Origin of the sequence: Geothrix paludis (assembly GCF_022808815.1) — a bacterium.
Classification (GTDB): Bacteria; Acidobacteriota; Holophagae; order Holophagales; family Holophagaceae; genus Geothrix; species Geothrix paludis.
On the sequence record NZ_JAKZLC010000002.1, the window covers coordinates 535670 to 557396 of the forward strand.

Genomic DNA, 21727 nt, shown 5'->3' on the forward strand with positions numbered 1-21727 from the left:
GGGGGCATGAGCTTCGCCCATCTCCACCTGCATACCGAGCACTCGCTGCTCGACGGCCTGACCCGCATCCCTGATCTGGTGAAGAAGTGCCGGGCCTCGGGCATGCCCGCCGTGGCCGTCACGGACCACGGGAACATGTTCGGCATGATGAAGCTCTTCGACGCCTGCGAGAAGACGAAGGACGCCGAGGGCAACTGGGCCGTGAAGCCCATTCTCGGCTGCGAAGTCTACGTGGCCCCCAAGACCCGCTTCGACCGGAAGCTGGAGGCCAAGAACCTCACGGGCGAGGAGGGCCTGGAGGACTGCGTGGATCCCAGTGGCAGCCGCGACGCAGGCTACCACCTGGTGCTGCTGGCCAAGAACCCGAAGGGCTTCGCCAACCTCTCCAAGCTGGTGTCAGCGGGCTTCACCGAGGGCTTCTACTACAAGCCCCGCATCGACAAGGACATCCTCCGGGAGCACAGCGAGGGCCTCATCGCGCTCTCCGCGTGCCTGGGCGGCGAGGTGCAGGCCCGCATCCTCCAGAACCGCCTGGACCAGGCCGAGCGCGTGGCCCGCGACTTCCGTGACGTCTTCGGCGATGACTTCTACCTGGAGATCCAGGACCAGGGCTTCGACAAGGAGAAGGAGATCATTCCCTTCCAGCAGCAGCTCGCGGAGCGGCTGGGCATCCCGCTGGTGGCCACCAACGACGCCCACTACCTCAACCACGAGGACTCCGACCTGCACGACACGCTGCTATGCATCGGCACGAAGACCACCAAGGCCAAGGAGAAGCGCATGCGCTTCTCCACCGACCAGTTCTTCGTGAAGACGCCCGAGGAGATGCGCGCCGTCTTCCCCGATCACCCGGAGTATCTGGAGCGCACCCTGGAGATCGCCGCCAAGGTGGACCTGTTCCCCATCACGCGGAAGCCCGTCACACCCCAGTTCCCCGTGCCCGACGGCTACGACCTGGAGTCCTACTTCGTCCATGTGGCCAAGGAGACCTTCGAGGCACGCATGGCCGAGTGCCGCCCGCGCTGGCAGGCCGGCACGCTGAAGCACCCCGAGGAGAAGTACCGCGAGCGCCTGGCCTTCGAGCTGGACATGATCCTCAAGATGGGCTTCCCGGGCTACTTCCTACTGGTCTGGGACTTCATCCGCAAGGCCCGGGAGATGGGCGTGCCCGTGGGCCCGGGCCGCGGTTCCGCGGCGGGAAGCATCGTGGCGTGGTCCATGAAGATCACGGACATCGATCCCATGCAATACGATCTGCTCTTCGAACGCTTCCTCAACCCCGAGCGCGTCTCCATGCCCGACGTGGACATCGACTTCTGCCGCGACGGCCGCCAGCGGGTCATCGACTACGTCACCGAGAAGTACGGCCAGGACAAGGTCAGCAACATCGTCACCATCAACCAGCTCAAGACCAAGGCCGTCATCAAGGACGTGGCGCGAGTCTTCGAGAAAGACTTCGCCTTCGCCAACAACCTCACCAAGCTGGTGCCCCAGGAGCCCGGCAAGCCCATCACCGTGGGCGAGGCGCTGGAGAAGAGCGACAAGCTCCGCGAGCTGTACGAGAGCGATCCCGAGGTGAAGAACATCCTCGATATCTCCGCCAAGCTGGAGGGCCTGGCCCGCAACACCGGGGTCCACGCGGCGGGCGTCATCATCGCGCCCGACGAGCTGACGCAGTTCGCGCCGCTCAGCATGGACAAGGACAAGAAGGTGATGGTGCAGTACACCATGACCGAGGCCGAGCGCGCGGGCCTGCTGAAGATGGACTTCCTGGGCCTGGAAACACTCACCCAGATCGCCAAGACCCAGGAGGTCATCGCCCGGCGCCACGGCGCGCCCAAGGACATGACCAGCATCCGCACCTTCGACGACAAGAAGACCTTCGAGCTCTTCGCCGCCGGGGACACGGACGGCGTCTTCCAGTTCGAGTCCGGCGGCATGAAGCAGCTGCTCCGCCAGCTCGGCCCCGACCGCTTCGACGACCTCATCGCGCTCAACGCCCTCTTCCGCCCGGGCCCGCTGGGCGCGGGCATGGGCACCACGTACGTGGAGCGCCGTCACGGCCGGGAGCCCGTGACCTACATGTTCCCGGATCTGGAGCCCATCCTCTCCCCGACCTACGGCGTGATCCTCTACCAGGAACAGGTCATGCAGATCGCCAGCCTCGTGGCCGGGTACTCCCTGGGCGAGGCGGACATGCTGCGCCGCGCCATGGGCAAGAAGGACAAGGAGAAGATGGCGAAGGAGAAGACCAAGTTCATCGAGCGGGGAGCCTCCCGCGGCTACGACAAGGCCAGGGTCGCGGAGATGTTCGACCTCATCGAGTACTTCGCCGGCTACGGGTTCAACAAGAGCCATAGCGCGGCCTATGCCATGGTGGCCTACGAGACCGCCTACCTGAAGGCCAACTACCCCGTGGAGTTCATGGCGGGCCTTCTCTCCACCAAGTCCGGCCGCACGGACGACGTGGCCAAGTACGTGCAGAACTGCCGGGAGCGCGGCATCGAGGTGCTGGGGCCCGACATCAACCAGTCGGCGCTCGATTTCACGGCGACCAGTGACCGGCAAATCCGGTTCGGATTCGCCGCGGTGAAAGGATTGGGAGAGGCTGCCTTGCAGGCCATCCTCGAAGCGCGCGAGGCCGAGGGCGGCTTCAAGGACCTCTTCCACGCGCTGAAGAGCACGGACCTCCAGAAGGCCAACCGCAAGGTGTGGGAGTCCCTCATCAAGGCCGGGGCCTTCGACAGCCTGGAGCCCAACCGGGCGGCGCTGGTCCAGGGCCTGCCGGACGCCATCTCCGCGGCCTCCCGCGGCACCGGCGACACGGGCATGACCAGCCTCTTCGACGACGCGGAGATGGCCACCCTCAGCGAGGACTGGCGCGTGCCCGAGGGCATCGAGCCCTGGGATCGCCGCACCCGCTTGGCCGCGGAGCGCGAGGTGCTGGGCCTCTTCGTCAGCGGCCATCCCCTCGAGGAGTTCGCCGACGCCATCCAGGTGCACACGCACGGCACCTTGGCCAAGATCCTGGAGGACGTGGCCGCCGGGCGGCTGCGGGACCGCGGCGAGGTGACGCTGGGCGCCATGGTCAGCACCGTGGCCTTCAAGACCAACCAGAAGGGCGAACCCTGGGCCATCCTCCAGGTGGAGGACCTGGCCGGGAAGATGGAAGTGCTGCTCATGGCCAGCAAGTGGGATCCCCTCACCAAGAAGGCCACGCTCCGCCCCTTCGAGCGCTACCGGCACCTGGCGGTGCCCGAGGCCATGTTGCGCATCACGGGCGAGCTGCGGGTGGAGACCCTCCAAGCCAACGGCAATGGCAACGGAAACGGGGAAGCCGAGGAGGAAGAGGAGCAGACCGTGGTGAAGGTCTTCGCCACGGTGCTGGAGCCGCTGGAGTCCTTCCAGGGCCAGGGCTTCACGGGGGCCCTGGTACGCCTGCCCGTGGGCGAGTGCCCGCCCCGCCTGGAATCGATCCTCAAGGATTACCGGGGCGACCTGCCCGTGACCTTCGAATACCGCTCGAAGGAGGGCCTGGTGGCCCGCGTCCGGGCCGGCCGGGACCTGCGCCTCAAGCACGACCCCGACCTGGCGGAACGGCTCGCCAAGGATACGGGCTGCACCCTCACCTGGACCTACTGATGCCCGGAACCCCGGACACGGAGTCCCCGTGATCCCCCTCTTCCTGCTGCCCGGCTTCGGCCACTGGGGCGCCCACCTGGAGGCCCTCCTGGCCCGGCCCGAGGGCTTGTGGATCCACGGCCCGGCGGGATCGGGGGTCTCGACGATTGCGGCAGAATTTGCCCTTCGTCGTAACCGGTCCAGGTTCGAAGCCGGTTCGGTGGAGGAAGGCGCCGCCTGGACCGCCACCCACCCCGGCGGCGTGGTGGCGGCCCGGGGTCCGATGCCCGCCGGGTTGAATTGCCTGGAGTTGCGCCTTCCCGCCCTGGACGAGGATCCCGACTGCCTTCCGGGGTTGCTGGCGGCCCTGGCGGAGGAGGAGGGCGTCCCCGCGCCTTGGCCCCCGGCCCTGGGAGCCCTGCCCTGCCCCGGCAACCTCCGGGAGCTCCGCAACCGGATGCTGCGCTGGAAGCTCCTGGGCCAGCTGCCGGAGCCCGAGCCGGCCGGCCCGCCCCGCTTCGAGGCCGAGGACCTGGCCACGAACCTGCACGACCTGGAACGCTTCCTCCTGCACCGGGCCCTGCGCCGGGCCTACGGTAACCGCGTGGAGACCGCCCTCCGCCTGGGCGTGAGCCGCCGCCAGCTCTACCTCCTCATCCGCCGCCACGGGGATCCGGTCCGGGGCGAGGCGGCCTCCGGGGACCTGCCCCAGCGGATGAAGCGGCGCAGATCGGCACAAAACTCCAGTCCAGAGTCCGGCGCCCGATAACGGGGAGGTGCGGCCGGTCGGCTGCGGCTTGGATGTAATGGACCATGGCGACTCCCCTTCGGGTACTGGTGGTGAATGACGATCCTGGAATGCGGGATGGTGTGGCCTTGAGCCTGAAACGCTCGGGCCTCGCGGTGGACCTGGCCCGGGAGGGCGCCGAAGCCCTCCGGCTGGCCCACCAGGGCGGCTACGACGCCGTGGTGGCCGATCTCCACCCGGCCGGCATGGACGGCCTCGAGCTGTCGGCCCGCCTCAAGGCGGTCGATCCGGTCCTGCCCGTCCTGCTGATCGGGGCCGCCGAAGAGCCCGAGACCGCGCGCCTGGCCGCCTTCGAAGTCCTCTACCGACCCTTCAGCGCCGACGAGCTCAGCGCCGCGGTGCAGAAAGCCGTGGCGTCCGAAGGACACCTCAAGGCCGCCGAACCCTCCGAGGCGCCCCTCACACTCACGCAGGACCCCGCCCTCGGAGAGACCCTGGCCATGGCCCGTCGCGCGGCGGACAGCCGCGCCACCATCCTCATCCAGGCGGAGAACGGCACAGGGAAGGAGCTCCTGGCCCAGCTCATCCACGGCACGAGCTCCCGCCACGGCGGTCCCCTGGTGACCCTCAGCTGCGCGGCCCTTCCCGAGGAGGCGCTGGAAGCCGAGCTGTTCGGCGCCGAGAAAGGCGCCCACCCCGGAGCGGCCCCGAAACCCGGCGCCCTGGAGCGGGCGGAGGGCGGCACCCTGGTGCTCGATGCGGTGGACGCCCTGCCTCCCGGCCTCCAGGGCCGGCTGCTGCGGATCCTCCAGGAGCGCGCGGGCAGCGGGCGTCCCGCGCCCATGGACGTGCGCCTGATCTCGCTCACCAGCCAGGACCTCCTCGCCGAGGTGAAGGCGGGCCGCTTCTCCGAGGACCTCTACTACCGCCTGAACGTGATCCCCCTGAACCTGCCCCCGCTGCGGGAACGGCCGGGGGACCTGAGCCTGCTGGCCGAGCACTTCGCCGAGCGCTACGCGCGGGAGAACGGCCGCGAGGTGCCCGAGCTGACGCCCAGCTTCTTCGCGGCGCTGGCCCGCCACCCCTGGACGGGCAACCTGCGCGAGCTGGAGAACGTCATCCAGCGCTGCGTGGTGCTGAACCAGGGCCACCGCCTCACCCAGCAGGACCTCCACTGGCTCATGCCCACCGAGGCTTTCGAGGGCCTGCCCCAGGACTCGCCCGCAGCGGCGCCCCTCGCCGCCGGGGCGCGCCAGGCCCCCGGCGTCTCTCCGCGGCCGGACGGAAGCCCGGTCCCCGGCGCCGTGCTGGCCGATCCCCGCAAACCCCTGGTGGGCCTGCCCCTCGGCACCCCCGTGACCCTGCCCCTGGGCCTGAGCCTGCCGGAGCTGGAGCGCTTCTGGCTGCTCTCCACCCTCAGCGCCCTCCGGGGCAACCGGACCCACTGCGCCACCCAGCTGGACATCGCCCTGCGCACCGTGCGGAACAAGATCAACGAGTACAAGGCCGACGGCTTCGCCATCCCGCCCAGCCAGCGCGGCGGCGAGTAGGGCCAGGGCCGGTCAGGCAGCCGCTAGGGCCGGGGGTCCGCGGCCTCCAGCATCTCCCCGTACCGGCTGTCCCGAAGGATCCCTTCGAAGTCGCTGGAGGTGAGGATCTCCCGGATGGCGCGGACCTTGTCCTTGGCCTGGGCGTAGTAGGCCTGGGCGATGCGGAAGCCCATGAAGTAGCCGAGGTCCGCCGGATGCCCCTCGCGCTGGCTGCTGCCGTAGAGCCAGCGGGAGGCGTCCGTCCCACCCATCTCTGCCCGGAACTTCCGCCAGAGCTCCGCCTCGTGCGCGTAGCCGTAGGCGTAGGCGGCCTGGTTGAAGGTGCCCTCGGCGATGAGCGAGGCGAGGAAGTCCGCGGAGCCCTCGTGGAAGGCCTTCCCAAGCAGCGTGCGCGTCTCGTGGGTCTGCTGGAAGTGGATCAGTTCGTGGGCCACGATGCTGGGCAGGTCCGCGGGGGTGTGGAGGACCTCCCGGTGCCAGGGGCCCATCTCGTCCATGGGCACGCCGGGCCCCCCTCCGAACAGGTCGACGCCCAGCAGCAGGCCGTTGGGCGATGAGGTCCCGCCCGAGTCCAGCGCCCCCACCACGAAATAGACGTCGGGGAACATCGCGTCGGCATAGAGCGCCTTGAAGGCCCAGAAGGAGCGCCGCGCGACAGCCTCCACCCCGGCGGCCTTCAGGGTGTTCCCGCGGATGGCGGCGAAGTAGCGCGGGTGCCGCTGGATGGCGTCGAGGAGGTTGGCGGCGCTCCGGATGCGGTTCGGGATGAAGTCCTGCAGCCCGGCGCTGCCCCGGTCGAGGTACTCCCGCCTCAGGAGGCCCGCGGGATCCGGAGAGGCCGGGAGCTTTGCGTAGGCCTTCCAGAAGAGGTCCACATCGGTGGCGATGAACCGCGCCCCATCGGGATCCGAATGGACGGCCCGGAAGCGCCGCGCGTTGGCTTCCGCCGCGGCCAGCACTCCTGACCAGCGGGGATCGGCGTGGAGCGAGGCCAGGTCGGCGTCCTCCCGGAGGGCGGCCGCCTCGTGGAAGCCCTGATCCAGGGCCTTCTGGAGCAGGCCGAAGGCGGCGTCCCCGTGCCCCGCCAGGGCATGGGCGCAGGCCCCCTGGTAGGGGTGCTGGGCGCCCTTCAACCCGGCCGCGAGGGCCCGGTCGTAGAGGTCGGCGGCGCAGGCCGGATCCTTGGCGAGGAGGGCCCGGTGCCCCTGCTGGGCGAACTCCGCCGCGGAGGGGGCCAGCGGCGCCTCGGCCTGGGCCCGCAGGGCCGCGTAGGCCTCCGCCAGGGCCGTGAGGAGGTCCGCCTGGGCGTGGAGGTCCTCCGTCCCGCGGAAGGCCGAGGAGGCATGGGGCTCCAGGGCGCGCACGGCCTTCTCCCAGACGGGCCAGGCCGGCAGGGTCCGGATGCGCCCGCCCACCATGGCGCCGAAGGCCTGGAGGAGGTAGGCCTCGCTGCGGGGTTCCGGCGACCGGCCCGGCTGGACGGCCTCCACGAAGACGGGGACGATCATGTCGGCCACGGCGGCGGGCCGGGGTCCGAAGCCCAGGCGCGCCGCGACCCAGGCCTCGCTGCCCACCACGCCCAGCGCGGAATCCGCCGGGAACCAAGTGCCGGTGACGGGGTCCCGCACCTCCAGCCAGCGATGGTCGTTGTGCCGGTAGCCGAAGACGCTGAAGCCCTTCCCGCTCTCGGCCACCTTGGCCCGGGCCGAGGCCTGGCGGCGCTCCGAGGGGGCCTGGAGGTTGATCTCCTGTACCCAGCGGGACTCGAAGCCGCCGGCTTTCAGCAGGTTCTGGAGCACCCTGGCATGGTCGGCGCAGTTGCCCATGCCCCGCGCCAGGATCTCGTCCACCGTGCGGTTCCGGTAGTCCGTGGCCACCCAGGGCATGCGCTGGTGGAGGTGGTCCACCAGGGCCCGCACCCGGGCCTCCGCCGTCCCCGGCCGCGCCAGGACGGCCATGGCCTCGGTCCGCGGCAAGGCCGGCGTCTCCTGGGCCACCAGGAGCGCGGGCGGGAGCAGCAGCATCAAACGCTTCATGGCCGGGCCCAGAAGGCGGCGGGATCATGGGTGATGAGGCCTCCGGCGGCATCCCGGGCGGGTCGTGGCGGGAAGCCGAGGCCGTCCAGGGTCACGTAGCGGCGCTCGGCCCGGGACTCGTAGCCGTAGGCGCTCTCCACCGGGCAGGTGATCCGCACCAGGTTCTTGGCCATGTAGGCCTTGTAGGTGGCCGGGCTCTCGGGGCGCCCGTTCCAGTTGGCGCCCTTCGAGAGCTCCAGGGGCCCACCGGTGACGAGGCGCTCGCGCACCTCGGCGATGGCGAGGGGGCGGCCCTGGCCGTCCGTGAAATACGCCTCCATGGTGGGATCCATGTAGAGCCACTGACTCAGGTCGTTGGACCACACGGTGGTGATCACGTGGCAGTCCGGGTCCTTCTCATCCAGGGGCTGGCAGGTGACCTGGCGGGACTTGAAGCCCATGGCAAGGTAGGCCTCGTTGAGGATGGTGGCCATCATGCGGCAGTTGATCCCGCGCTTCTCCATGCGGCAGACCTCCAGCAGGTGCAGAGCGTTCATGGGCTCGGGGTTCTTGGAGTTGCCGTCGTGGCGGACCTGGGCGTGGACCCAGTGCATGAGGTTCACGATCCGCTCGAACTCGGGGCCGCTGCCGGCCACCTCGTCCAGGCGGCAGACCTTCCGCAGGGCCACCAGGTCCGGCGCGTCCTTGGCCTGGTAGGCGAAGGCCGGGGCCGGGCTGCCGGCGCCGGGCCCGTAGTCCTGGAAGTGCCGGAGGATCCCCACGAAGTCGCCCCGCGAGCGCACGATGCCCTCGAGCCAGAGGAAGCCCGACTCCTTCCGTAGGGGATCCAGGTCCGTGTCCGCGCTGAAGGTCGTCCAGTCCTTGAGGCCCTCGCCGACTGCCGTGCCCAGGAAGGCCAGGGCCTCGCCGCGGCGGCCCAGGAGCGAGGCCGCGCAGGCCATGTTGTAGTGCACGCCCGCCCGGGTCTCGGCGCCGAGCTGCGTGAAGCCGGGGGACTGGGCCCGGGCGGCCAGGACCTTCAGGGCCTCCTCGAACTTCTTCTCTTTCCACAGGTCCTGGATGTGGACGTTCTCCGCCTGAAGCTCCTGAGGCGGCGGGGGCACCTGGGCCCATAGGGCGGTCGAAATGAACACGGCGAAAGCCAGGCCCAGCAGGGCCAGCCGGAATCGGCGCATGGGGTCCTCCCTGTCATGGGATCCGATGGACCATTTACGGAGCGCCGGGGCGCCGGATTAGAGCGCCCTAGTGGGAGGCGGTCGGGTCCGCCGCCTTCCCCCGCAGCCAGGGCGGCACGGGGGTGGCGCCGGTCTCGTGGCGGTAGAAGGCGGCGGTGATCTCGGCCCCCAGCAGCAGGATGGCGCAGCTGTAGTAGAGGAAGGTCAGGCCGGCCACGATGCCCAGCAGCGAGCCGTACATGATGCCCCAGGTCATGGTGTGCCGCAGGTAGACGCCGAAGCCCCACTTCGCCAGCCACCACAGGGCCGTGGAGATCCCCGCGCCCAGGAGGGCGTGGCGGAACTTCACGTGCAGGCGCGGGAGGTGCTGGAGCACCACCGTCACCACCACCAGGCCCAGCAGGGGCGCCAGGTAGGGCAGGAAGTCCGTCTGGCGGGCGGGCATGAACTTCCTCAGGGCGCCGCCCACCAGGAGGGCGAGGAAGATCACCAGGGTGAGCAGGCCCACCACCAGGAACGTCACCTGGCGCAGCAGGTGGTTCTTGCGGGTCTGCCGGTGCTTCTTGATGCGCAGGCCGAAGACGTGCGCCAGGCTCGTGTCCAGCTGGCTGATGCCCCAGTAGCTGCCGAAGAGCAGCACGACCCAGGACAGGCCCATGCCGCCGATCTTCTGGCTGTTGGCCACGGCGTCCACGACGAACTCGCGGGGCAGGTAGGGCACGATCTCCTGCAGCGTCTTCAGCGTGCCCGGCCCGTAGGCGCGGCTGCCCAGGATGGCGCCCAGCAGCTTGAAGAGCAGGGTGGACAGGGGCACCAGGCTGACGATCAACCAGAAGCTGAGCCCGGCGGCGTAGCTCAGGCAGTCGTCCTTGTGGTACTTGCCCAGCACCTCCATGGTGAAGGCCCCGGCCCGGCCCAGGGGCGGAACCGCCCGGGCGATCTCAAGCCAGATCCGCTCCAGGGTGGCGACCAGGTTCGCCCAATGACCCAGGACCTTCTCGACCACGGCGGCTCCTAGAAGCGGACGGGATGCCGGGGCAGCAGGTACATCAGCCAGGCCAGCGCCAGGCCGATGCCGATGAGACCCACCGCGTGCTTGAGGATCGAGGCCCGCGTCCGCTCCGGCCGCGTCGTCGGATGAAGGAGCCCCAGCACCAGGGAGATGCCGAGCCCCATGACGACGAAGTGGATGACGTGGCTGGAGAGAAAGCGCATGGAATCAGGCTATCAGCTATCAGCTATCAGCTGTCAGCCAGGACGAGGCCGTCGCTGATAGCTGAGAGCTGACAGCTCTATTGCGCCGTCGCCGGGGTCTCGCGGCCGGGACCGGCGGATTCGGCCCCCAGGGGCTGGGGCATGCGGGTGAGGGCCAGCTGGATGACCTCGTCCATGTGGCTGACCAGGTGGATGCTGAGCTGCTCGCGCACCTCGGCGGGGATCTCCTCCAGGTGCCGGGCGTTCTCGCTGGGGATGAGGACGGCCTTGCGGCCCTGGCGGTGGGCGGCCAGGAGCTTCTCCTTGAGGCCGCCGATGGGCAGCACGCGGCCCCGCAGGGTCAGCTCGCCGGTCATGGCCAGGTCCGCCCGCGCAGGGATGCCCGTCAGCACCGATATCAAGGCCGTGGCCAGGGTGATGCCGGCGCTGGGGCCGTCCTTGGGAATGGCGCCCTCGGGCACGTGGACGTGGAGATCCACGCTGTCCAGGAAGTCGCGCCTCAGGCCCAGGCGTTCGGCCCGGGCGCGGACGTAGCTGAGGGCCAGGTTGGCGCTCTCCTGCATGACCTCGCCCAGCTTGCCGGTGAGCTTGAGAACGCCCTTGCCGGGCAGCACAGCGGCCTCGATGGTCAGCAGGTCGCCGCCCGTGGGCGTCCAGGCCAGGCCGTTCACCAGCCCCGGCGGGGCCGTGTCCTCGGCGCGGGTCTCCAGGAACTTCTCGGGGCCCAGCAGCTTGGGTACGCGCTCGGCGGTGATGACGGGATCGAAGGCCTCGCCCTTTTCGGGTTGCAGCGTATGCCGGGCCAGCTTGCGGAGGATGTTGGCGATCTCACGCTCGAGCTGGCGCACGCCCGCCTCGCGGGTGTAGTCCTGCACGAGCTTCTCCAGGGCGGCGGGCTCGAAATGCACGCCCAGATCCTTCATGCCGTGGCCTTCCAGGGCCCGCGGCAGCAGGTGCTGCTCGGCGATGGCCAGCTTCTCCTTGGTGGTGTAGCCCGAGAGCTCCAGCACCTCCAGGCGGTCCTCCAGGGGCTCGGGGATCTGGTGGCGGATGTTGGCCGTGGCCAGGAAGAGCACCTGGCTGAGGTCGAAGCCCACGTCCAGGTAGTGGTCCTGGAAGTTGGCGTTCTGCTCGGGATCCAGCACCTCCAGCAGGGCGGAGCTGGGATCGCCTCGGAAGTCCGAAGCCATCTTGTCGATCTCGTCCAGCAGTATGAGCGGGTTGCGGACCTTCGCCTTCTTCATCAGCGAGATGATGCGACCCGGCATGGAGCCGATGTAGGTGCGCCGGTGGCCGCGGATCTCGGCCTCGTCGCGCACGCCGCCGAGCGACAACCGCACGAAGGGCCGGTTCAGGGCCCGGGCGATGCTGCGGGCCAGCGACGTCTTGCCGACGCCGGGAGGCCCGACAAGACACAAGATGGGCCCTCGCAGCGGCGCGCGGTTCTCGTCTTCCCCGGGCACAGAGGGATTCTTCCGCAGCCGCGCCATGACGGCCAGGTGCTCCAGGATGCGGGCCTTGATCTTGTCGAGGCCGGAGTGGTCCTCGTCCAGCACGCGCTCGGCCTCCATGAGGTCCAGGCGCTCGTCGGCCATGGTCGTCCAGGGCAGGGCCAGCAGCCAATCCAGGTAGGTGCGGCTCACGGTGGCCTCGGCACTCTGGGGCGGCATGGCCTCCAGGCGCTCCAGCTCCTCCAGGGCCTTGGCCCTGGCCTCGGCGCTCATGCCGGCCGCCTCGATCTGGTCCTTCAGCCGGGCGAACTCGTCCTTCTCCTCCTTCTTGCCCAGCTCCTGCTGGATGACGCGCATCTTCTCGTTCAGGACGTACTGCTTGTGGTCCTGGTCCAGGCGCTGCCGGGTCTTCTCGTCCAAGGTGCGGTCCACCTCGGAGCGCGCGGCGTCCAGCTCCAGCAGGCGCATCATGGCCTCGAGCCGGGGCCCGATCTCGAGCTGATCGAGGATCTCCTGCTTCTGCTTCACCTCGGCGGGCAGGAGGCCAGCCACGGTGTCGATGGCCTTGCCCAGGGGCAGCTCGCGGATCTGGTCCATGCTGAGCAGCCGCGAGGCGTCGGAATTGCGACCCAGGAAGGCCTCCACCGCCTGGTGGAAGGGCTGGAGGGATTCGGTGGGGGGCTGGGTGGGCTCGGCCAGCAGGTAGGCCTCGGCCTGGATGATCTCGCCGCTGTCGTCGTAGCGGCGCAGGCTCACCCGGGCGATGCCCTTCACGCCGACCTTGTAGTAGTCCTTGGGCAGGGCGAGGACGGATTCCACCAGGGCCAGGGTGCCGATGGGGTAGAGGTCGTCCTGGCCCGGCGCCTCCACCTTGGCATCCTTCTGCGTGAGCATGAGCAGGTGGTCGCCGGCCTTGATGGCCAGCTCCAGCGTGCGCACCGAAGCCGAGCGTCCCACCACGAAGGGCACCCGCGCGCCCGGGAAGAGCACCATGTCCCGGATGGGGATGGCCGGCAGGGTCAGGGTCTTCGGTACCGCCAAAGGTTTTCCCTTCTTCAGCCCGCGGCGGAGATGGGCTGGGAGGGCAGACCCAGCACCTCTTCCACCTTCTGGCGGGTGATGCGCAGGGACTCACGCGAGGTGCGCTTGTCCGAAGGCAGCTCGTACATGGGCTCCAGCAGGATCTGCTCGACGAGGCTGCGCAACCCGCGGGCGCCCAGCTTGCGGGTGAGGGCCTGCTCGGCGATGGCGTCGATGGCGCCGTCCTCGAAGGTCAGGTCCACGTCGTCCATGTCGAAGAGCTTCACGAACTGCTTGGTGATGGCGTTCTTGGGCTGGGTGAGGATGGCCACCAGGGCCTCCCGGTCCAGGGGCGAGAGGCCCGCCACCACGGGCAGGCGGCCCACCAGCTCGGGGATGAGGCCGAACTTGATGATGTCCTCGGGCTCCACCAGGCGCAGCAGGTTCTCCTTGTCCTCCTTGGACGAGGGCGTGGAGCCGAAGCCCACGGCCTTGGCCCGGATGCGCTGCTTGATGATGTCCTCGATGCCCACGAAGGCGCCGCCACAGATGAACAGGATGTTGCTCGTGTCCAGCTGGATGAACTCCTGGTGGGGGTGCTTGCGTCCGCCCTGCGGGGGAACGTTGGCGACCGTGCCCTCCACCAGCTTCAGGAGGGCCTGCTGCACGCCCTCGCCGCTCACGTCGCGGGTGATGCTGGGGTTCTCGCTCTTGCGGCCCACCTTGTCGATCTCGTCGATGAAGACGATGCCGCGCTGGGCCCGCTCCACGTCGTAGTTGGCGGCCTGGAGCAGCTTGGTGAGGATGTTCTCCACGTCCTCGCCCACGTAGCCGGCTTCCGTCAGCGTGGTGGCGTCGGCCATGGCCAGGGGCACGTCCAGGAAGCGTGCCAGGGTCTGGGCCAGCAGGGTCTTGCCCGTGCCCGTGGGGCCCAGCAGCAGGATGTTGCTCTTGGAGAGCTCCACCTCGGGGCCGCCCAGGGCCTTCCGGGGGGTGACGATGCGCTTGTAGTGGTTGTAGACCGCCACGGAGAGGCGCTTCTTGGCAGCCTCCTGGCCGATGACGTAGTCATCCAGAAAGGCCTTGATCTCCTTCGGGCGGCTGAGCCGGGCGTCGGGCTTGCCCAGGGGCTTGCCCTGGCGGCTCATGCGCAGCTGGAGCTGGCCCGCCTCCAGGCACTCGTTGCAGATGAACGCCTCCGGTCCCGCGAGGAGCTGCTCCACCTCGTGGGGCTCCTTGCCGCAGAAGGAGCATTTCTGCTCGCGCTTGTACTTGTTCATGGCGGGACCTCGCCGGACCTAGGCTACATCGTGAATGGTCTTCAGTTCCAGGATCTCGAAGCGCCGGACGCCCGCCGGGATCTGAACCCGCACCTCGTTGCCCTCCTCCTGGCCCACCAGCGCCATGCCGATGGGGGAGCTGATGCTGAGATGCTGGGGATGGCCGTCGAGTTCCTCAGGAAGCACCAGCTTGAAGGTGAACTCCTCCTCGGAATCCAGGTCCAGGATCGTGACTTTGGACCCGTAGGCGGCCCGGGTCTTGGGCAGGCGGCTGATGTCCAGGCTGGCCACCTCGGAGATGCGCTTCTCCAGCGTCACCAGCTTGTTCTGGAACATGTCCCGCTTGGCGAGGGCCTGTTCGTATTCGGCGTTCTCGGACAGGTCGCCCTGGCCGGCGGCCCGGGCGATCTCCTGGGGGATGTCCACCAGGAGGGCCTGCTTGACGGTCTTGAGTTCCTGTTCGAGCTTCGCAAGCACGTGCTTGGGCATGGGGGGTGTCCTGGTAAAGGGGGTCAAAAAAAATGGCGGGCCGAAGGGGCCCGGTCAGGCAAGGGGTGGTTGGATCGATTCTACCCACTCCCCGGGCGGAAGCGGAGCCGGGAGGGGATGGCCTTCCCCCGGGCGGGTCTTGAAACGGCGGTGCATCCAGAACCACCAGCGGGGGTCCTTGCGGATCTGGGCCTCGATGCGGGCGGTCATGAGCTGGGTGGCCACCCAGGCATCCCGTGCCGCGTCCCCGGTGACGGGCACGTGGAAGGCGGGCTCGAAGCGCACGGTGGTGGTGCCATCGGGGTTGGGCCAGCTGAAGACCGGAAGCACGGGCAGGTCGTAGCGGGCGGCCAGGCTGCCGGCGGTGGAGAAGGTGGAGGCCCACTGGCCCAGGAAGCGGACGAACACGCCGCTGGTGAGGGCGTCCTGGTCCAGCAGGAAGCCCACGCCCCGCCCCGACCTGAGGGCCTTCAGCGTGTCGCGCATGGCGCCGTCCTTGAGGATCACCCGGTTGCCGAACCGGGTGCGGAAGGCCAGGGAGATGGGCTCCAGCAGCGGGTTGTCCAGCTCCCGCCCGATGGCGTCAATGGTACGGCCGAGGCGGCTCTGGGCCAGGGCGACAGCCTCCCAGTTGCCGTAGTGGCCCGTGAGCTGGATGAAGCCCTTGCCCGCGGCCTGGACGGCATCGAAATGCTCCAGTCCCTCGACCTTGATCCAGCGGTCCAATTCCTCGGGCGTGGCGTGGCGCAGGCGGAGGAGGCTCACGAAGAGGCCCCCGAAGTGGCGGAAGCAGGCCAGGGAGAGGGCCCGGGTCTCCGCCTCGGAGAGGTCGAGATCCGCGAAGCGCAGGTTCTCCCGGACGATGCGGCGGTGCCGGGGATCCACCAGGTAGAACAGCGTGCCCGCCCCCTCGCCCAGGGTCTGGACGGTGGTCATGGGCAGGCGGCCGAGGATCCCGTCCAGCAGGCGGAACAGCCCGTACTCCAGGCGGTGCCGGAGCTTGGGTCGGGGGGTCTGCGGGGGGGTGGGGGTCAAGTCGGCCCTAAAAAAAGGGGCGCCTCGGGTGACGAGGCGCGGAAATTCAGTCTAGCAGGAACCTCGCTCAGGATTCCTTCATCAGCATTTCCAACACTTCCAACACCCTCGCCGGAGAGATCCGGTGGGCGCTGGAGCCGTGGGTGGGAAAGCCGCCCGGAGCCGCCGGATCGCAGTCCACATCCGGCCCCCGCAGGGGCAGGGCCCGGGGCCCAATGGGGTTCACCCAGACCTCGGGGCTGGGCCCGAAGAGGGTGACCGTGGGCCTTCCCGTGGCGGCGGCCGTGTGGGCCAGGCCCGTGTCGATGGCCACGTTGCCCTGGGCCGCGGCCTGGATGGCGCAGGCTTCGGGGAGGGTGGTCTTCCCGGCCAGGTTCAGGGCCCCGGGGACGGCGCCCGCCAGGGCCTCGCCCAGGGGCACCTCGTCGGGTCCGCCCAGCAGCACCGGACGGAAGCCCTGCCCCTGGAGCAGGCGCATCAGCTCCGGCCAGGTGTGATCCTCGGGGAACCAGCGCTTGCCGAAGCCGCGGGTGCCGAAGGCCAGGGTGACGTAGGGCTCCCCGCCCCAGCCCTCGGCCCGCAGCTTGTCCGGCCCCTTGTGCCCGCCCAGCAGGGCCGGGGTCAGGGGCAGCCAGAGGGCCCGATCGTCGCCCGTGAGGGCTTCGAGCAGAGGCTGGATGCGGGTGGCGATGTGGAGGGGCAGGTTCCGGTAGCGGATGCTGTGGTGGTACAGCAGGCGCAGGTGGTTGTCGGCGATGCCGGCCCGGAGGGGCACCCGGCTCAGCCAGGCGGCGAAGGGCAGGCGGGCGCTCTGGGAGAGGTTCAGGAAGGCCGCGGGCGGGCGCTTCCGCCAGCCCCGCACCAGGGCCCAGGGGTCGGGTTTGGCCGCCCCGCCGCCCTCGATGTGGGCCTCGGCGATGAAGGCGGGATCGGCCTCGGAGAGCAGGGCGGCTCCGATGTGGTGGCCCACTGCGATCCAGCGGAGCTGCACGCCCCGCTCTGCCGCCACGGCGTTCCAGTGGTGCTGGAGGGTGCCCAGGAAGGGCAGCGTCATCACCACGTCGCCCAGCTGGCGTGGGAAGCGGATCCACACCTCCGGGGCCGCGCCTCCGGCCAGGGCCCGGTCGAAGTGGGTCAGGGCCGGGTGGCGGCCGGCGCTCAGGTCGCCTCCGCGACCGGCGTTCACGCGCCCTCCCGGGAGAGGGGCATGGTCATGCAGCGCGGCCCGCCCCGGGCGCGGCTCAGCTCACTGGCCTCGATCTGCACCAGGTACTTCCCTCCGTCCAGCAGGTCCAGGGCGGGATCCGCCAGGACCTCCTTGGCGTTCAGCACCTTGTAGCCGGCCCGGTCGAGGGCCTCGGCGGTGGCCAGGTTCCGGCCGTAGCTGGTGATGACGCCCGGCGCCAGGCAAAAGGCATTGGCCCCGTCCGTCCACTGCTCCCGCTGCTGGAGGATGAAATCGTTCCCGCCGCAGAAGATGGGCCTCAGGTCGATGCCCACGCCCCTCAGCGCCTTCAGCAGGCTGGGGTGGGTGCTCATGCGCAGCTCGGGGTGCCGCAGGTCGATGCTGGTGACGTTCAGCAGCTCCCGGCTGCCCTCCACGAAATAGGGCGGGTAGAGCAGGCACTCGCCCTCGCTGGTGCGGGTGAAGATGGTGTCCAGGTGCATGGCGCTGCGCTTCTTGGGCATGAGCACCATGAGCAGGTGGTCGAAGCTGCTGTCGTCCTCGGCGCGATGGTCGCGGAGGCTCTCGGCCAGGAGCTGGATGGCGTCCGCCTGGGTGCGCTCAGAGCAGCCCACCACCAGCACCTTGCGGCTGAGCACGAGGATGTCGCCGCCCTCCAGGCTCACGGGGGCCTTGATCTCGCCGCGGATGAGGGGCGTCACCTGGTCGAACCACTTGTCGTGCTCCGTGTGGTGCCGGAGCCGCGGGTGGTGCCGGAAGACGTAGCTCAGGATCAGCGGCTCCCGCTCCCGGGCCCAGGTGGCCATGGAGTTCACGCTGTAGCCGTCGCCGATGACCGAGGCCGGGTCGCGCATGAACAGCAGGTTCGGGATGGGTCGCACCCGGTAGTCGAACTCCTCCTCCCAGTGCGTGTGGGCGGGCATGTCGTCCCAGGGCAGGCCGCCGATGACGCTGCGGGCCACGTCTGCCGGGATCATGTCCCGCAGGAGGTTGCAGGTATCGTCCGGCAGGCCCACCAGGCGCCGGAGGTCCTCGACGAAGGCCAGCTTCACCCCTTCGTCCTGGAGGGCCTCGATGAAGAGGTCCTGGATGTCGAGCACCTCGTCCGCCACACGCGCCAGCACCTGGCGGAACTGGGCATGCTCCTGCCGGGCGAGGTCGCCGTAGAGGATGTCGTCGAAGAGGAGCTTCTCCATCATCCCGGGCACCATCAGGTCCACTTCCGGGCCGGGGTTGTGGACCACCACCTGCCGGAGGCGGGCGGTCTCGGAGAACACGGAAAGCTGGATCGGCTGAATGGGCTGCATGGGGGTCCTTGGGGGGGCCGGAACCCCGCAGCGTAGCATGGAAGCCTTGTGACTTCTGCATCTGCGTCCTTCAGTTGACCCACGGGTTTGGTATACTTTACTGATTTAGTCGGATATTTTCCTTGAACCCCGGGGAGGCTAGTCCTAGCCTGATTATTCCCAACGAAACCCGGGGCAAGACCCCTTCTGGAGGCTTCATGGCCGCGTTCGTCACCCAGCCCGCACCCGATTTCAAGGCCGATGCCCTGGTCAACGGCGAGTTCAAGCAGATCTCGCTGTCCGACTACAAGGGAAAGAAGGTCGTCCTCTTCTTCTACCCCCTCGACTTCACCTTTGTCTGCCCCACGGAGATCCTGGCCTTCGCCGACGCCCTCAAGGAGTTCGAGGCCCGCAACACCCAGGTCATCGGCGTGAGCGTGGACTCCAAGTTCAGCCACCACGCCTGGGTCAACACCCCCCGCAAGGAGGGCGGCATCCAGGGCGTGACCTTCCCCCTGGTGTCCGACCTGAACAAGACCATCGCCCAGGACTACAACGTGCTGCTGCCCGCCGGCATCGCCCTGCGCGGCCTGTTCATCGTGAACAAGGAGGGTATCCTCAAGCACATCACCGTGAACCACAACGACCTGGGCCGCAGCGTGGAGGAAGTCCTTCGTCTCCTCGACGCCATCGACTTCACCGAAGAGCACGGCGAAGTCTGCCCCGCCAACTGGCACAAGGGCGAAAAGGCCATGAAGCCTACCTTCGATGGGCTCAAGGCCTACGCTGCCACTAAGTAGACAGGCAGAGCACGCACGAAGCGGGCGCCGAAAGGCGCCCGCGGCGCGTACGCAGAGGCGGAATGGCCGAAGGCCATGACCATCCGACCGTAGCGAAGCGGAGGGAGGATAGGGCCGCATCGGCGCAGCCGATGGCGGGGGCGGAGCCCCGAGGACCGGAGGCCCGAGCCAAGCCGACCTTCGACGGGCTGAAGGCCTACGCTTCCGCCAAGTAGGACGGCAGAGAACGCACGAAGGGGGCGCCGCAAAGCGCCCCCTTCGTGTACCCCGTGCCAGGATGGCCCCCGAAGTCTGGCCGCTGACCTGCACTTAGACCTGAGGTTCAAGGGTGAATCGGTCTGTGGCCCTCGGCTCCCTGGAACGGGGCGGGTCCCGCCGACAGATTCAACCGCGTGGCCGTTCCCTGGGGATCTTCCCGCCTGGCTTTCGCCCGCCGGGAGACGGCCTGCACGACAAAGTCCGTGCCGACGAAGGCGAGGATCAGGAACAGGACGAGCAGCATGGTCATGGCTGGCCTCCGGGTCTAGTGTTTGCGGTGTGATTCCCTGCGCTGAAGGACGAACTCACGGATCGCCTCGCCGCAGATCCAGGCGACCAGCACGAAGGCTGCGATTCCGAGCGCGCTGTTCGTGATGTTCAACATGAGCGTTTCTGGGTTCTTCCAATTGGCCAAATCGAACATGTAGACCTCCTGTAGGACATTCACTGAGGGGAACTCCACTCACCGGGACTCCAGGTCCCCGCCTTCACGGGAGATGAAGATGGGTTCCGGCCGCCCGGTCACGACCTCCTTTCGAGGGCGTGGGCCGGCCACCATGGGCTCGAAGATCGGCAGGTGCTTGACGATGAGGGAGAAGGCACTGAACCCGACCGCCGTGATGCCGAGCGTGATGAACACCTCGATCAGGGACGGGAAGTAGGTCTGCGCGGGGTAGTGCTCCAGCCCGGTGATCGCGGTATTCATCCGGTTGAAGGCGAACCCGACCACCACCAGCAGGGTCGCGGCATACAGCCCCCGCCGCGAGGTCCGGACCCTTTCCATCAGCAGCATCGCGAACGGGATGACGAAGCCGATCAGCAGCTCCGCGTAGAACGCGAGGCTGTAATAGGTGAGGGCCGTCAGCTCGCGCAACGCCCCCCTGGTCAGAAGATCCTGGACCCGGACGACGACGTACACGGCCAGCGCGACGGCGATGATCTTGGCCAAGTTGGCGCGGAGCGGCGTGGGAAGGAGGTCGCGCCCTCCGCGGGCGAAGATCAGGGATTCGAGGATGACCATCGAGATCCCCGACGCGATGCAGGAGATGAAGAAGAGGACTGGCAGCAGCGGCGTGTACCAGAGCGCGTGCAAGCGGTTCGGGACGATCAGGTACAGCGAGCCGAACGAAGACTGGTGCAGGGTGGACAGCAGCACTCCGAAGATCATGAGCGGCAGCGAGATGGCGTGAATCCACTTGATCGGCGAAACGATATTCAATTTTTCGAGGACGATCGGAGCGAACTCCAGGGAGAGGACCGTGGTGTACAACATGAGACACCAGCTGATCTCGCACATCACTGAGTGCGGATTCCACATGACCAGGGGATGCCAGAAATGGTCGGGGCGGCCGAGGTCGATGATGAGAACCAGCACCACCAGCAGGTACCCGATGAAGGCAGTCAGGATCGCGGGTCGCACGATGGGCTCGTACTCCTTGGCGTGGAACAGGTTGACGGCAGCCACGATGGTGAAGCCCGAGGCGGCGAGCCCGATCCCGAGGAAGTCGAAGCCGATCCAGAGCCCCCACGGGAACTCATCGCTCAGGTTCGTGGTGGCGCCGAGTCCGTAGTTGAACCGGGCGAAGGCCGCCATGGCCCCGGCCAGGATCAGGGTGGTGGCGATGGGGTGCCATCCGGTGATGCGTGGCAGACCTGGGATCTTCATGGCTTATCCTCGGGCGGGCGGGTCGGGTCCTTCTTCTGGGAGGCCTCGAAGGCCTGGACTTTGGCGCGTCGGTTGGTGATCCACCAGACACCGCCGAGCAGGACCCCTCCCACGGAAAGCACATTGGGAACCTTGGAAAGGGCGCTCATGGTCAACATGGGCATGGGCGTCTTCCCCATCCGGGAATCGAAGCCCAGTTGCTCGAACGGAACCGGGCTTAGGTAGAACATGGATGTGCCGCCAACATCATCCTTCCCGTAGATCCTGTGAACGAACTTGGCCGGCTCGGCGTTGATCCGGCGGGCTGCCTCGACCAGCAGTTCCTCGCGATCCCCGAACTGGGTCGCCCCGGTGGGGCAGGCTTCGGCGCAGGCGGGCTGAAGCCCTTTGGCCAGCCTGGACGCGCAGAACTTGCACTTCTGAATGCGAGGCTTGGTGCTGCTCCATTCGTATTTCGGGACGTGGAAGGGGCAAGCCTGCAGGCAATAACGGCAACCGATGCATTTCTCGGCATCGTAAGCCACGGGGCCGGCTTCCGTCTTGCTGAGAGCGCCCACGGGGCAGACGGACACGCACGTGGGGACGTCGCAGTGCTGGCACATGCGGCGGACATACAAGTCGTTGTACTTGTCGAGAGCCGTGTAGGCGGTCAATGACAGGTACTTTTCTTCGCCGGGGGGAAGCCGGTTCTCTTCCTTGCAGGCGCTCTGACAGGCGTTGCACCCGACACACAGGGTCAGGTCAATTAGCATGGCTTTCTTCTGACTCATGGTCTCAGCCCATCCATCAGGATGAAAAAAAATTTATTTCTTGATTCCATAGGATATTGGCCACATTCCCACTGCCTATAATCAAGTCCCATGCCAGAGCGTGGGAATGATCACACATTATTCATCTGTTTTAATGATTAA

General features: G+C 68.3%; 18 protein-coding genes. 4 read left to right on the forward strand and 14 right to left on the reverse strand.

Annotation, left to right across the window (positions count from 1 at the left end; translation table 11 throughout):
• The first annotated feature begins 6 nt into the window (after positions 1-6).
• From dnaE to MLE64_RS08035, 3 genes are read left to right on the forward strand one after another with little or no spacing between them, the layout of a single operon-like run.
• A complete protein-coding gene (gene dnaE / locus MLE64_RS08025; protein WP_243317259.1) occupies positions 7-3642 on the forward strand; it encodes a DNA polymerase III subunit alpha in 3636 nt (1211 codons plus the stop codon).
• Between the two features lie 28 nt (positions 3643-3670).
• Positions 3671-4390, forward strand: coding sequence for a helix-turn-helix domain-containing protein (locus MLE64_RS15955; protein ID WP_243317260.1), 720 nt, complete (start codon positions 3671-3673; stop codon positions 4388-4390).
• Between the two features lie 44 nt (positions 4391-4434).
• Positions 4435-5919 (forward strand): sigma-54-dependent transcriptional regulator, encoded by a 1485-nt coding sequence (locus MLE64_RS08035; protein ID WP_243317261.1) that lies wholly within the window; start codon positions 4435-4437, stop codon positions 5917-5919.
• A gap of 23 nt (positions 5920-5942) precedes the next feature.
• Here the strand turns inward: MLE64_RS08035 and MLE64_RS08040 are convergent, their stop codons facing one another.
• From MLE64_RS08040 to MLE64_RS08085, 10 genes are all read right to left on the reverse strand, one after another.
• Positions 5943-7943 carry a TPR end-of-group domain-containing protein gene (locus MLE64_RS08040; RefSeq protein ID WP_243317262.1) on the reverse strand — a complete coding sequence of 667 codons (2001 nt, stop codon included), beginning with the start codon at positions 7941-7943 and terminating at the stop codon, positions 5943-5945.
• A gap of 8 nt (positions 7944-7951) precedes the next feature.
• The gene (locus MLE64_RS08045) at positions 7952-9130 is read right to left on the reverse strand and encodes a transglutaminase-like domain-containing protein (RefSeq protein ID WP_243317263.1); all 1179 of its coding nucleotides are present in this window, start codon (positions 9128-9130) and stop codon (positions 7952-7954) included.
• A gap of 67 nt (positions 9131-9197) precedes the next feature.
• Positions 9198-10136: a YihY/virulence factor BrkB family protein gene (locus MLE64_RS08050; RefSeq protein WP_243317264.1), complete on the reverse strand. Its 939-nt coding sequence runs from the start codon at positions 10134-10136 to the stop codon at positions 9198-9200.
• An 8-nt stretch (positions 10137-10144) separates the two neighbouring features.
• Positions 10145-10345, reverse strand: a complete 201-nt coding sequence (locus MLE64_RS08055; protein WP_243317265.1) for a hypothetical protein — start codon at positions 10343-10345, stop codon at positions 10145-10147.
• Positions 10346-10422: 77 nt separating this feature from the next.
• Positions 10423-12837 (reverse strand): endopeptidase La, encoded by a 2415-nt coding sequence (lon, locus tag MLE64_RS08060; RefSeq protein ID WP_243317266.1) that lies wholly within the window; start codon positions 12835-12837, stop codon positions 10423-10425.
• Positions 12838-12851: 14 nt separating this feature from the next.
• Positions 12852-14096, reverse strand: coding sequence for an ATP-dependent Clp protease ATP-binding subunit ClpX (gene clpX, locus MLE64_RS08065; protein WP_279342969.1), 1245 nt, complete (start codon positions 14094-14096; stop codon positions 12852-12854).
• A gap of 18 nt (positions 14097-14114) precedes the next feature.
• Positions 14115-14585 carry a GreA/GreB family elongation factor gene (locus tag MLE64_RS08070; protein WP_243294830.1) on the reverse strand — a complete coding sequence of 157 codons (471 nt, stop codon included), beginning with the start codon at positions 14583-14585 and terminating at the stop codon, positions 14115-14117.
• Between the two features lie 54 nt (positions 14586-14639).
• Positions 14640-15620, reverse strand: coding sequence for a lysophospholipid acyltransferase family protein (locus MLE64_RS08075; RefSeq protein ID WP_243317267.1), 981 nt, complete (start codon positions 15618-15620; stop codon positions 14640-14642).
• A 67-nt stretch (positions 15621-15687) separates the two neighbouring features.
• Positions 15688-16806 (reverse strand): glycosyltransferase family 9 protein, encoded by a 1119-nt coding sequence (locus MLE64_RS08080; protein ID WP_243317268.1) that lies wholly within the window; start codon positions 16804-16806, stop codon positions 15688-15690.
• Entirely contained in the window at positions 16803-18113 is a 1311-nt protein-coding gene (locus MLE64_RS08085; protein WP_243317269.1) for an arginine deiminase, read from the reverse strand. Before MLE64_RS08085 ends, MLE64_RS08080 begins: the two co-directional genes overlap by 4 nt.
• A gap of 197 nt (positions 18114-18310) precedes the next feature.
• On the opposite strand from MLE64_RS08085, the gene MLE64_RS08090 reads away from it, so the two are divergent.
• Complete coding sequence (locus tag MLE64_RS08090; RefSeq protein ID WP_243287805.1) at positions 18311-18892, forward strand: peroxiredoxin; 582 nt, start codon at positions 18311-18313, stop codon at positions 18890-18892.
• A gap of 322 nt (positions 18893-19214) precedes the next feature.
• Here MLE64_RS08090 and MLE64_RS08095 read toward each other — a convergent pair whose 3' ends face one another.
• Genes MLE64_RS08095 through MLE64_RS08110 form a run of 4 tightly spaced genes read right to left on the reverse strand, consistent with a single transcriptional unit; the run spans position 19215 to position 21586 of the window.
• Positions 19215-19400 (reverse strand): hypothetical protein, encoded by a 186-nt coding sequence (locus tag MLE64_RS08095; protein ID WP_243287806.1) that lies wholly within the window; start codon positions 19398-19400, stop codon positions 19215-19217.
• Between the two features lie 15 nt (positions 19401-19415).
• Positions 19416-19574 (reverse strand): hypothetical protein, encoded by a 159-nt coding sequence (locus MLE64_RS08100; protein WP_243317270.1) that lies wholly within the window; start codon positions 19572-19574, stop codon positions 19416-19418.
• A gap of 39 nt (positions 19575-19613) precedes the next feature.
• Complete coding sequence (gene nrfD, locus MLE64_RS08105; protein ID WP_243317271.1) at positions 19614-20816, reverse strand: NrfD/PsrC family molybdoenzyme membrane anchor subunit; 1203 nt, start codon at positions 20814-20816, stop codon at positions 19614-19616.
• Positions 20813-21586, reverse strand: coding sequence for a 4Fe-4S dicluster domain-containing protein (locus MLE64_RS08110; protein ID WP_243317272.1), 774 nt, complete (start codon positions 21584-21586; stop codon positions 20813-20815). The genes nrfD and MLE64_RS08110 overlap by 4 nt, the downstream gene beginning before the upstream one ends.
• Between the last annotated feature and the right edge of the window lie 141 nt (positions 21587-21727).

Excerpts from the sequence above, each read along its gene's own strand:
- MLE64_RS08055 (WP_243317265.1), bottom strand. The coding sequence starts at position 10,345 with ATGCGCTTTCTCTCCAGCCACGTCATCCACTTCGTCGTCATGGGGCTC.
- clpX (WP_279342969.1), bottom strand. The coding sequence starts at position 14,096 with ATGAACAAGTACAAGCGCGAGCAGAAATGCTCCTTCTGCGGCAAGGAG.
- MLE64_RS08045 (WP_243317263.1), bottom strand. The coding sequence starts at position 9,130 with ATGCGCCGATTCCGGCTGGCCCTGCTGGGCCTGGCTTTCGCCGTGTTC.
- dnaE (WP_243317259.1), top strand. The coding sequence starts at position 7 with ATGAGCTTCGCCCATCTCCACCTGCATACCGAGCACTCGCTGCTCGAC.
- MLE64_RS08070 (WP_243294830.1), bottom strand. The coding sequence starts at position 14,585 with ATGCCCAAGCACGTGCTTGCGAAGCTCGAACAGGAACTCAAGACCGTC.
- MLE64_RS08040 (WP_243317262.1), bottom strand. The coding sequence starts at position 7,943 with ATGCTGCTGCTCCCGCCCGCGCTCCTGGTGGCCCAGGAGACGCCGGCC.
- MLE64_RS08110 (WP_243317272.1), bottom strand. The coding sequence starts at position 21,586 with ATGAGTCAGAAGAAAGCCATGCTAATTGACCTGACCCTGTGTGTCGGG.
- nrfD (WP_243317271.1), bottom strand. The coding sequence starts at position 20,816 with ATGAAGATCCCAGGTCTGCCACGCATCACCGGATGGCACCCCATCGCC.
- MLE64_RS08035 (WP_243317261.1), top strand. The coding sequence starts at position 4,435 with ATGGCGACTCCCCTTCGGGTACTGGTGGTGAATGACGATCCTGGAATG.
- MLE64_RS08085 (WP_243317269.1), bottom strand. The coding sequence starts at position 18,113 with ATGCAGCCCATTCAGCCGATCCAGCTTTCCGTGTTCTCCGAGACCGCC.
- MLE64_RS08095 (WP_243287806.1), bottom strand. The coding sequence starts at position 19,400 with ATGACCATGCTGCTCGTCCTGTTCCTGATCCTCGCCTTCGTCGGCACG.
- MLE64_RS08100 (WP_243317270.1), bottom strand. The coding sequence starts at position 19,574 with ATGTTCGATTTGGCCAATTGGAAGAACCCAGAAACGCTCATGTTGAAC.
- MLE64_RS08090 (WP_243287805.1), top strand. The coding sequence starts at position 18,311 with ATGGCCGCGTTCGTCACCCAGCCCGCACCCGATTTCAAGGCCGATGCC.